Source organism: Methanobrevibacter sp. AbM4, from assembly GCF_000404165.1.
GTDB lineage: Archaea > Methanobacteriota > Methanobacteria > Methanobacteriales > Methanobacteriaceae > Methanarmilla > Methanarmilla boviskoreani.
Window position 1 is genome coordinate 685,456 of record NC_021355.1, and the last position, 12,832, is coordinate 698,287.

Annotated in this window: 6 protein-coding genes; 4 read left to right on the forward strand and 2 right to left on the reverse strand. The window is 27.5% G+C overall.

What is annotated here, in order from left to right; all coding sequences use genetic code 11:
• The 4 genes from ABM4_RS09045 (at position 1) to ABM4_RS02875 (ending at position 7,572) form a co-directional block, all read left to right on the forward strand.
• Positions 1 to 636, forward strand: a complete 636-nt coding sequence (locus ABM4_RS09045; RefSeq protein WP_016358174.1) for a hypothetical protein — start codon at positions 1 to 3, stop codon at positions 634 to 636.
• 593 nt (positions 637 to 1,229) lie between these two features.
• Complete coding sequence (locus ABM4_RS02865; protein WP_198008272.1) at positions 1,230 to 4,229, forward strand: right-handed parallel beta-helix repeat-containing protein; 3,000 nt, start codon at positions 1,230 to 1,232, stop codon at positions 4,227 to 4,229.
• 463 nt (positions 4,230 to 4,692) lie between these two features.
• Positions 4,693 to 6,111: a nicotinate phosphoribosyltransferase gene (locus tag ABM4_RS02870; RefSeq protein ID WP_016358176.1), complete on the forward strand. Its 1,419-nt coding sequence runs from the start codon at positions 4,693 to 4,695 to the stop codon at positions 6,109 to 6,111.
• Between the two features lie 351 nt (positions 6,112 to 6,462).
• Entirely contained in the window at positions 6,463 to 7,572 is a 1,110-nt protein-coding gene (locus ABM4_RS02875) for a M48 family metallopeptidase (RefSeq protein WP_016358177.1), read from the forward strand.
• A 399-nt stretch (positions 7,573 to 7,971) separates the two neighbouring features.
• Here the strand turns inward: ABM4_RS02875 and ABM4_RS08715 are convergent, their stop codons facing one another.
• Positions 7,972 to 10,722 (reverse strand): Ig-like domain-containing protein, encoded by a 2,751-nt coding sequence (locus ABM4_RS08715; protein WP_016358178.1) that lies wholly within the window; start codon positions 10,720 to 10,722, stop codon positions 7,972 to 7,974.
• A 609-nt stretch (positions 10,723 to 11,331) separates the two neighbouring features.
• Positions 11,332 to 12,501, reverse strand: a complete 1,170-nt coding sequence (locus ABM4_RS02885) for a zinc ribbon domain-containing protein (protein WP_016358179.1) — start codon at positions 12,499 to 12,501, stop codon at positions 11,332 to 11,334.
• Positions 12,502 to 12,832 lie beyond the last annotated feature (331 nt).

Here is a 12,832-nt window from a genome sequence, read left to right on the forward strand (position 1 = left end):
ATGAGAAAAAAAGACATGTTGATCAGTTTTATTATAGTTATAATGTTTCTTTATGTGATTGCTAATTTAAGCACGGTTAATAGTATTTTATCCTGGGGTACTGAGAATAGAATTACTTTTGGTGATAGTACCGTAAACGTTCCACAGGCATGGAATACCACAAAACAGGTAAATTGGACAGATAAGGCTAAAACCAATAATTCCATTACTAACCGTTATGTTGTATGGGATTTGTGGGATGATTGGCCAGAAGGCTGTATAACGTCCGTGTCCGAGAAGAAATTAGCTCATTTGGAACATGGTAATTATAAGGTTTTAAATACTAGTACCGTTGATTTAGGTGGAAATAATGTATCCCGTCAGTATTTTATGAATCCCTCAAGGGGACCTAAAACGAATAATAGTAATATCGGTGTAACCTATATTTTCACAAGGGAGGATAGGAATTACTCCGTACAAATCCATTATTTTACAAAACATGATTATAATAACTCCTCTTATAGAAAGGAATTAGATGATCGTATGGAGGATTTTATATCAAACATCCACAATAAACATTATGACGGTTTCTTCTCAGGTTTAAACAAGATTATACATTTTGTTGCAGGTAGATTAAACATTAAATTAGATTTTTAACCTTTTATTTTTAAAAGCTATTTTAAAGTTGGCATGTGTAATTCAATTAAAAATGATTGGTTTTAAACATAAACCCTTTAAAGTTTCATTTCTATTTTTTTTAAAAATTTTAACTTTTTTTTAATTTTATTATTTTACTGTACATATTTTATCTTATTTTTTTTAAATTTTTAAAATCTATTTTTATGGTATTTAAATTGTTTTTAGATATTTATCTTTATTTGTTTATTTTTAATATTTCTTAAAATCCATTAAATTTATTTTTAAGTAAATATAAATAATTAATAGTAAATATTATTTTAATCTATAATTTAAGATAGAATAATAGGTTTAATTAAATATTTTTTTATTGTTTCACGTGATTTTATACATTTTTATAGAATTGTGTTATAACTTTAAATTTATTTAATTTTAAATTTAATCAATCAATTTATTAATTTAATATTTACTTAAATTATTTAGAATTTCAATTCTAATAATTTTTAGATATTTTAAAGATAAGAACAAATTTTAAAAGCTTCATTTATTTTTAAAATAATTGTAAATTTATAAGGGGCGTAATTATTTTAAAGAATAAAATGTTCACTTTATTATTGTTATTTACTCTTCTTGTAATTTCTGTAGGGGCGGTTTCTGCTGCAGATAATAATACTAATTTAAATAATGTATCAGATTCACAATATGCTACATCCACTGTTAGTGATAATACAAATCTTAATCTAGAAGATCCCCAAGGTAATCAATCCAATGTTTATTATGTAGGGGGAAATACTACAACTGATGGTGATGGAAGTGTTGATAATCCTTATAATAATTTAAATTTAGCACTAAACTCTAGTAAGAGTGGCGATACAATTATTATAAATGATGGGATTTTCTCTGGTGAAAATAATACAAATTTAGTTATTAGTAAATCTTTAACTATTAAAGCTGCTGAAGGTGCTACTCCTACATTTAATGGTCAATCTAAAAATAGAATATTTGTAATTAGATCACCAAATGTAACCTTAGACGGTTTAACCTTTATAAATGGGAATGTTCCTAAAAGTTATGGTGGAGCATTATTGATTCAAAGGAGTAATCTAAAGATTAGAAATTGTACTTTTAGAAATTGTTATGCTAATGCCGGAGGTGCAGTATTCATTTATCCAAGTGTAAGCAATACTGTCTTTAAAGACACCTGCATTGAAAGGTGTCAGGCTACATATGGTGGTGGGGTATATTTATATGATAGTTCAGTAAACAATACTGTCTTTGATAATACCACATTTAGAAATTGTTATGCTGCTGTTTATGCAGCTGCAATTTATAATAAGGGAAGCAACACTAAGATTATCAATTCTACATTTAATAAATCTAGGGCTACTTATGGTGGATCAATATTTAATGATAAAGAATCATCAAATCTATTGATTAATGGTTCTAGTTTTAATAATAATGTAGCTGATGATCAAGGTGGTGCTATATATGCTGGTGGTAGTACCAATCCTATAACCATTGTAAATTCCAATTTCACAAATAACATTGCATATGACAATAGTGTTATGGGTGGTGGTGCATTATTATTAAATGGTATTGGAAACAAGATTATCAATTCTACCTTCTCAAATAATATGGCATATGAGAAAGGTGGTGCAATATTATTTACTAGATCTAATAATTCAGTAATTAATTGTACATTTGATAATAACTCTGCTGTAAGAGGTGGAGCTATTGCATACCGTGCATATGTTGATGAGGCTATAGAAAATAACACTATAATTGGTTCTGTTTTCACCAATAATGGAAAAGATGTAATTAATAACACTAACTCTTCATTTACTAAAGGTGGAGCTGTATATGCTTTTGCAAATAACACCCAAATCATAAACAGTAGTTTTGATAACAATTCTGCTATTATGGGTGGTGCGGTACTATTCAGTCCTAACAGTACCAATAACAATATTGAGTCATCAAATTTCACTAATAATAAGGCTGTTTATTATAACGGTGGTGCCGTTGTTAGTGGAGGTACAAATGACAGTATAAGCGATTCTAAATTTATAAACAATACTGCTCAAAATTATGGTGGAGCAATAAGTATGAATAATATAACTGTTGTTAATTCCACTTTTGAAAACAATAATGCTAAAATTGGTTCAACAATTTATTCAATCAACTCTACAATTGTTAACTCCAGTTTTAGTAATGATGATATTTCAGAAGACGATAAAGCAATTGTTGCTTTAAACAAGATTGATATTATTAATTCTAATAGCTCTTCTTTAAAGATCTTGTCTTATAATAACGATAGAATTGTTAATGGTAATTATAGTGAAAATCAATCAACCTTTGATAACGGTTATCTTGGTTACTGTGCAGAACAATTCTCTGATTCTCTTATAGACGGTGTTGTTTTTGATAATTATACAATATTCAACAGGTTAAATGGAGAAGACATCTCAGATTTACTTAAAATATTAGTTTATGAATATTACAATGGTACATCATTACAAAGTGAGTTAAACATTTTAACTGATGGCGATTATTTAAACAGTAATAATACAATGATTCAGGATGTAGTTTCTAAATATAATTCAGGTTTAAGAATTAACAGCTCTAACAATGTTAAAGTCTTAGACAACGGAACATTTGGGATTTATGATTTCAAATTCCTTATAACACCTCAAGGAACCCAAAATTCATTTTTATTCCGTTTATCTGAAGGTGCTAATGAAACAGTTGTCAAGGAAACACTTACACCTGTTGTATTTAATGGAAACGATGCTAAATTCAATATTACTGTTATGAATAATGGAAATTGTAATTTAACTGGAATCTTTGTTCGTGATAATGATTTCAGTAATGGTTTAATCTATAAATCATTTGAATCCACATATAATTGGGTATATAATCCTGAAAATAATACCTGGATATTAAATGATACTCTTGAACCAAACCAAACTGCAGATTTAACCATTATATTCACTACAAGCCAATCAGGTGTATTGGTGAATAATGTTAGTTCTGGAGTTGGAAATTATGTTTTCAGTAATTCTTCAAATAATACTACTGCTTATACTCCTAATATGACTGTTGTTAAGATAGCAAATAATCCAAATGTATTTGTAGGTAATTTAACCTCATTTACTATTGTTGTTACTAACACTGGTGATTATAACTTAACCGGTGTTTATGTTGTGGAATCCAATTATACAGGTTTAAACTATGTAGGTTTCAATGGTGACAATTGGGTTAAAAATGATAATGTCTTTACCTATTTAAACACTTTAGGTATCGGCCAATCAGCTAACTTTACAGTTATATTTAATACAGTTAAACCTGGAAATTATACAAATATTGTTATTGCAGGTTCTAATGAAACTGTTAATATAACTACAAACAATACAACTAGTGTTAAAGAAAATAAAACAGATAATAACACTAATCACACTAATAATAAAACCAACAAAAACAACCACAGCAATACGGTTGATCATAATAGTGAAAAGAATTTAACTGGTATAGCTCAAGGAACTCCAGCAACTGGTCTTCCTATAGTGGCATTCTTAATTGCTTTATTATGCCTATTGATTCCAAGAAGAAGAAAATAAAATTTAAATTTTTTATTTAGACAATTCTTGTCTTTTTTTCTTTTTTTAAGGGTTTTTAACTAATTTTTCTAAAAACATATAAAGCATGTTTTAATTTAAGCATGATATAAATGGAATCTTTTTTTTAAATTTTAATCATAATCTCCCTTTATGGATTTGTTTTGTAATTTTGAATTTTTAAATAGTCATATCTTTTATTGATTTCTTTTGTAAGGGATTATTCCTTTGAATTTTTGAATTTTTAAATAATTATATTAAGTGTAACTAATAAAATAAAATTAATATTATTATATGATAAATTGAGGGTAGTGAATATTGTATAAACGATTAATCTAAGTAGTTAAATATTAGAATTCTTATTTATTTTGTTTTAGAATATTATCTAAATTAATGGTTTTAGAAATTCATTATTTATAAAACACTTTAATAATATTAAGCTTTTAAATTATTTTATGGTGATTTGATGATAGAAAACAATATATGTCTGTTAACAGATAGTTATAAGATTACACACCACTATTTCTATCCAAAAGGTACTGAAAAAATCTATTCATATCTTGAAAATAGAACCGGAGCGGAATTTAATAAAACAATCTTCTATGGTTTGCAATATATTCTTAAGAAATACCTGGTGGGAGATATTGTAACTGAAGAGAAGGTTGAAGAAGCAAATGAGATTATGAAGGTTCATCTTGGAGATGGAATATTTAATTATGACGATTGGATGTACATTGCAAGGGAACTTGACGGTAAACTTCCAATTGAGATTAAGGCGGTTCCTGAGGGAACTCCTGTAAATGTAAGCAATGTTTTAATGACAGTCGAAAATACTGATAAACGTTGTTTCTGGTTAACAAACTATCTTGAACCATTACTCCAGCAGGTATGGTATCCTTCAACCGTTGCAACATTGTCTGCAGAGGTCAAGAAATTATGCGATTTTTATCTTGATGTAACCGGATCTTCTAAGGATAATCTTCCATTCATGTTACACGATTTCGGATACCGTGGTGCCAGTTCCACTGAATCTGCAAAATTATGTAGTTCTGCACATTTGCTTAGCTTTGCCGGCACTGATACCTTAGTTGCACTTACAGTTCCACCTAATTATTATAATACTCCTGAAATTGAAGGTTTTTCAGTTCAAGCAACTGAACATAGTGTAATGACATCACAAGGTCCTGATAATGAGTTAAACCAGGCAATAAATGTAGTTAGAAGTGCACATGACGGTGTCTTGTCAATGGTAATTGACAGTTATGACTATAAGAACTTTTTAAGAAATGCTTGCTTTGATGGATATCAGCTCAATAATGAGATTAAGAAATTTTTAGATAGAAAAGAAGGAAATAAAATTGTTTTTCGTCCAGATAGTGGAGAACCTGTATCCACTACATTGGATTGTCTTGAAATTATTGAAAAGGGATTTGGTACTCATTTAAATAATAAAGGTTATAAGATTTTCAATGCCAATGTCGGTGTTTTATGGGGTGACGGATTAAATTACCATAAGATACGTGATATCCTGTTTGGTATTAAAGCCCATGATTGGGCAGCTGAAAACCTTATATTTGGTATGGGTGGAGGATTACATTCTGATGTCACCCGTGATACTCAAAGAACTGCATTTAAATGTTCCGCCCAATATAGGGATGGTAAATGGTTTGATATATTTAAGAAACCATTAGATAACAGTAAAAAATCTAAAAAAGGAAGATTAAAATTATTATATGATGGTCAAAACTTTAAAACAGTTCCAATTGATAGTCCTGGAGAGGACATCTTAAGAACTGTGTTTAAAGATGGTGAACTTCTAATTGATGATAACTTTAATGATATTAAATCAAGAACTATGAGATATAATTTATATCCGGTTCAATAATTTAACAATTCTTTTTTTATTTTTTTAAATTACTTAAAAATATAATTTAAATCTTTTTAATTTTATAATCTGTTTAATATTTGGTTCAAACCATTTTTTAGTTTTTTCTATTTTAGGAAGGCTATGTTTTATAAAATCTTTAAGATTTATAAACTAATAATTGATTTAAACAATTCTTTTTTTATTTTTATTTTAGGAATTACTCATTTTAAAATTTTTAATTTTTCATATATTTTTTATCTAAATGTATATATTATGAATCTTTTTAGGGAATAATTCTTTTAAGATAATATAAAATCTTATATATTTTTAAATCTATAGTTTATTTTAAGAATAATAATGGGTGAATATATGAGAAAAGATGATAGAAGTGAAATTAATCCCTTTACAGGAAAGGCGGCATTTGATATATTGGATGATGATAAGTTTCTTGGTGAATGTTATGCTGAATATAATGCTATAATTCAACAGAATAAAATCATTGATGAAACACCTTATGGTCAGGTTTTACAGAGAGTAGCTAACAATTTGATTAAATCAGTAACAGATTATCTTGCAAAAATTAATAGGCTTGATTATATTGAGGATTATTACGATTGGGAATTTCATTTAATATCAAGTGATACAGTAAATGCTTTCTGTATGCCTGGAGGAAAGATTGTAATGTATTCAGGAATGTTTTCCATTGCAGGTACTGAAGAAGAGATAGCTTTTATCATAGGTCATGAAATGGCCCATGCATTACTTGATCATTCAAGAACTAAGTTAAGTAAGGAAAAAAGGAAAGACAGTATCACAACACTTACAAGACTTGGTGGACTTGGATTAGCTCTTTTAGGCCATGGTGAAATAGGTAATGGCTTGATTGATTTATCATATGCGGCAGATATTGGTTATAATTCACTTATTTTAATGCCTTTTGGAAGGGATCAGGAATTGGAAGCAGATCGTTTAGGAATGGCTATTATTTACTGGGCAGGATATAATATCCACAATATACCTAATTTCTGGGAAAGAATGAGTAAAAACAATCCTAATAAAATCGATTTTTTATCTACACATCCCTCTGATGATAAAAGGATAGCTACGATGAGAGGTTTAATTGTTGAGATTGAAAATGAAACTGATTTCTACAGTAAACCAATAATTGGAGATAATGATGTAATGATTAGTACAGATAATATTCAATTAAATCAGCAAGCCCATATTGTAACAAGAAATAGATGTGAAAAATGTGGAAATGTATGTGGGGAAGAGGATTTGTATTGTATTAACTGTGGAACTAAATTAACACCTGAGTATTTATGTTCCAATTGTAATTCAAAAGTAGAAAAAGATGATATATTCTGTAATAATTGTGGTGAAAGATTTAAAACTAAGCAAGTCTTTTGTATTAACTGTGGAAAACAATTGGATGAGAAAGACATCTTTTGTAGGAATTGTGGTTATAAGGTAGTTTAAAAAAACATTAAATATTATCTTTGAATTTTATCTTTAATTTTTAGCTATTTTTCTTATTTAATCTCCTAGATGGATTTTTTATATTAGTAAATCCTGAGTAAGCATAAATTTGAACAATTTTTTTTAAATATTTTTTTATTGTCTTTAGACCTTTATATATCTGATTGGTTTAGATCTTTATAAAAAATTCTCATTTTATTACTTGGAATATATGTTGATTGATTTAGATCTTTATAAAAAATTCTCATTTTATTTATATTTAAATATTATATGGATTAAATCAAAGCTTTTTATAAAGTATATTTTAAAATTAGTCTATTTTTAATTATTTGGTAGAAATCAATAAAGTTGAATCTAAAAAAAGTAAAAAAATAATTTAAGAATTTATCTTAAACTATTTTAGGTATTTACAGTAATGCTACTAGGTAATTTCTTGTTATTATCATAATAGACTAAAACTTCTGTAAATAATTTAACTAAATTATTATATGGAACTCTACCTACAGTTGTAGTTGAGTAATTAGGACATTGATCATAATTTAAAATAAATTTGTATGTCCTGGTTGCAGAATCAACATATCCAGATTTGGATAAACTAGCACCACTAATACTATCTCCACGGTTTGGATCTGATGGTGAATCTACTATGTTAATTAATGATAAATCCTTAGTATTTCCATCATCCAATTGGGATATGGCTCTACAAACATAATAGAAGTATTGGTTTAATGAAAATGGAGTACCTTCAATAGTTACCATGGAAGGAAGTTTACCAACTGTAGATGAAATATCTACATCTTTCATACTTCCATTTAATAATTTATGTGCGTCTGATTTAGCTGCTCTTACAGTAGCAACTAATTTTTTAAGATTATTAACTGGATTATTAACATGGTTTAAACCATCTATGCAAGAGAAATCTGCATCACAGTCAGCACAGAAGATATGTCCTTCAGCTGAACCACCTTCTTTATTACCTGTTGCAGGGAATACTCCATAATTATCATATTCGTTACCTGCCCAGAATATACTCCAGTAAAGATGTGTACCTCCACATATTGGACATTTCCTTTCAAATACACTTCTATAAAAGGTATAACCATATTTTGATAATTCACCATTAGCTGATGGTCTACCAATAGCCATAATATATTTGCCGTCGGAAGAAACACCATATTTATCAAATGTATATTTAGTACCATTTAACACTGCACTATACTGGTCTTTAACCCAATTTGCAGAGTCTATAAGTGAATTAATTGGGATACTTCTTATCATATTACTTACTGAGATATTAGACATTCCACTTGATTTTGGATAATAGCTATTTCCCGCAAAGCTATATGTTATGATATAATTTCCAGCTGGTAAATTAATTGTTACACTAGCAATTCCTTTTGAATTAGTTTTTCCAGTATAAATAGTAGAAATACCACTAATTTTAAAGCTTATTTGTTGATTTGCTATCGGATTTCCATATGTGTCTTTTAAAGTAACATTATACTTAACATTAGAATTATTTAATGTATTAAGATCGGTACCTGTAATCTTTGTCACATTACTGTTAATAATGGATATTGTCTTTGAACCACTTGAGGATAATCTCTTGTTACTATTTGTATAATAATAATTTACAGTGTATTTGCCATTTAATTTGGGAATTACAAAGTTTGCAACACCTTTTGAATTAGTAGTATTGGTATATGTAATACCATTAATTTTTAAGCTAATTTTTTGAGATTTAACTATATTTCCTTGAGAATCTTTTAAGGTTACAGTAAATATACCACCATTTAAATAATTGGTGGTTGATGGAACTGACATATAAGTGTAGTTTCCAACCCTGTTACTATGGACATATACTGAAGCAGGTAATGCTTTGGTATTTTCATAATATGAAAGAACCTCACAGAAGGTTTCAATTAATTTATTGTATGAAACTCTACCTACAGTTGTAGTTGAGTAATTAGGTCCCTGATTATTGTTTAAGATATACTTATAGGTTCTAGTTGCAGAGTCAACATATCCAGATTTACTTAATTTTTTATTAATGGAATCTCCTGTATTTGGTCTTGAAGGTTCATTAAATTTCTTATTGACAATTTGGATATTTGCTTTGTTGTTTGAGTTTAGTTGGCTAATGGCTTTTGACTGGTAGTATAGGAATTGGGCTAAGGTGAGTTTTACAGATCCGACGGTTACAGTACTGGGTAGTTTGCCATTCTTATCATAGTATTCCTTTACAACTTTTGAAGCTGAAACTATTTGATTAATAGTAAAAGACTTAGCACTTGTATTTGTATTAGGAGTACTTGATGGAATAGTGGTTTTTGAATTGTATTTAACGTTAATAGTACTAGGTAATTTATTATTACTATTATAATAATCGAGAACAACACTAAAAGCTTCAATTAATCTATTATATGAAACTTTACCTATGGTTGTAGTTGAATAGTTTGGACCTTGATTGTAATTCAATATAAATTTATAGGTTCTTGTAGCTGAATCAACATAAGCAGATTTACTTAATTTACCGTTTACTGAGTCACCGGAATTTGGACGTGACGGTTCATCTAAAGATCCTATGATTTGGATGTTTGCTTTGTTGTTTGAGTTTAGTTGGCTAATGGCTTTTGACTGGTAGTATAGGAATTGGGCTAAGGCGAGTTTTACTGACCCGACGGTTACAGTGCTAGGTAATTTACCATTGGCAATGTAATATGCCTTAACAGTCTTTGAAGCACTGGTAATCTGTGAAATACTGAAACTGGTAGGTTTGCTACTGATTTTTAATACTTGGGTACTGGATTTAGTAGAAATATTAGTATTATTGACCTTGTTTGAATTGTCACTAACTTGATTATTTAATGTTTTAGTACTATTTGTACTTGAATCAAGTGAATTGTTAATGGAATTATCATTGTTAACTGCTTTATTAAGATTGGAATTAGTATGATTGTTATCAACATTCGAATTATCTGAGTTATTGGAATCTATAACTGTACTAAGAACCTGACTTTGATTAGATGAATTTGCTCCTAAATCAGTTGAACTGTTGTCATTAAGATTAGCAGCACTTAAAGCGCCAAGACTAATGAAAACAATAATAAAGACTGTTAAAAAACCAATTAATCTAAATTTTTTCGACATTTTGTCCCCCTACAATTTTTAAATATGAATTCATTAAAAAATATTTTATTATTAAAAATCATATCTTGGAAAATTTTTAATAGAAATCTAAGAATTAATTGTAAATTTAAAATATCATTCAATAATTTTTAAACATTACAAAGAACTATTTTTTTTAAAATAGTTTTCTTAGATTTTAAAATATTTTTTTTACAATAAAATTTTTAGCTTAAATTATATATAAATCTTTTTTTTAAGAATAAAGCTTCTAAATCAATACATTTAACTATAAAAGCTTAATTAATTATATAAATAGATAAAATAATTATTATTATGCTAAAATAAAGAATAAAAAGATAAAAAATAAGTTAAATTAAAATCATTTTTTAAATATGGTTAAACTCTTAAAATAAAAATTTAAATCTTACCATATGTAAACCGCATGGAATTTATTTGAAATTAGAATAAATCTAGGTAAATGATTATTTTAATTATGGTTTAAATCTTAAATAGAAATTAATTACGTAAATCAACAATTTTAATTCGTTTAATAAAAAAACTTATAAAACTTTATTTTTATAAATGGATATGCTTTAAATTAAAAATTTTCAAATCAAAACTTGGTACTTATTATATGATTTTGGTACCACATGCAGAGCAGAATTTATCATCTTTATCTAATTTATTTCCACAATTTGGACAGAAATTAATTTGCTCATGGGCACCGTTATTCTCCTCATTTCTACTTGTTTTCAGAATTTCATTTTTCTTATTTAGATATTCCCTTTCTGTAATTATTCCTTTTTTCTTAAGTGTATAGAATTCCTCTAATTGTTTTGCTTCGTCATTTACCTCATGAACATAATTTCCATAAGCATGATTATTTACATATTCTTTAAAATCCTCTAATAGTAATCTTTTTAAGGTAGGGATATTAATTGCTTTTCTTAATGGGTGATCTTCATTTAGGAAGATATAGTAAATATTTTCTATGCTCTGTGTGATTTCTTCTGCATTAAAGTCTTTTAATAATATTGCATCGAATTCCTTGGATTTTAGATAATCATCTGCATCTGCTTCAGTAATCTGATTCCAACTATATGTGTTCTTAGGTAATTTCTTATCCTGATTAATGTCAATAATTTGAATACTTATGTTGTTTTCATTTGCGTTAATATTTACCTTATATGTTAGTTCGTCCCTTGCAGGCACTACTTTATTATATGTTTCTTCTTTTACTCCACTAGTTCCTGCAAGTCCGAAAACACCAAATAAACCAGTGGCAACTACCTTTGTTCCTGTTCCATGTTTATTTTTTACAACTGAAACAGGTACCGTATGTTCTGGAATATGGTTGTATAGATTAAATTGGATTTCTCTTGTATTTAATATATGAAAGAACATCTCCTTTGCATCTTCATGAACCATTTCCTGATATTTTTCAACAGGCATTTTTTTAAGGTTATTTAAATCCGTTGCAAGTTCCAAATATCTTCTTCTTAAGGTATATGGATTAAAATCTTTCTGATAGATTAAATGTTCCATGGTTAGTGTAAATGCGATGTTGTCCTTTTCATCATTACCTTTTATGTTAAATTGGTCCTTTAGTAAAGCTTTAAAATCTGAGAAAACCCCTTTCGGATTTAATGTTTTGTTAATATATTTTTCAAAGTTTTTATATTCCTTTTCTAATTCTTCCTCAGAGTATATTACATCAGATAATACTCTTCCACAGGTACTGCATCTTATAATATTTGAATCCATATATGTTTTACAGTGAGGACATATTCTATAGTTCATACTTTTCCCCCTTATTAATAAATTTTTAGATTTTTAATATTTAACTATTAATATGTATTTTAATGTCTTTAAAATTTTATATGAATTACCTTAAATTCGGGGAATTATTTTAGATTCTTTATTTTTCATGATTGTATTATCATTCTAATGGTTCTACAATATTGTTTTTTTAGGTATGCCTAAAAATTTAGAAAGGTTTATATATGACATTATTTAATTTATAAATAAATAAGTAAATTGAGCTTTAATAAATTGATTCTTTATTTTTTTATTTAAAATATTGAATATTTTTTAATTTTTTAGTTTTTCTTTATAATTTTAAAAAGTGATT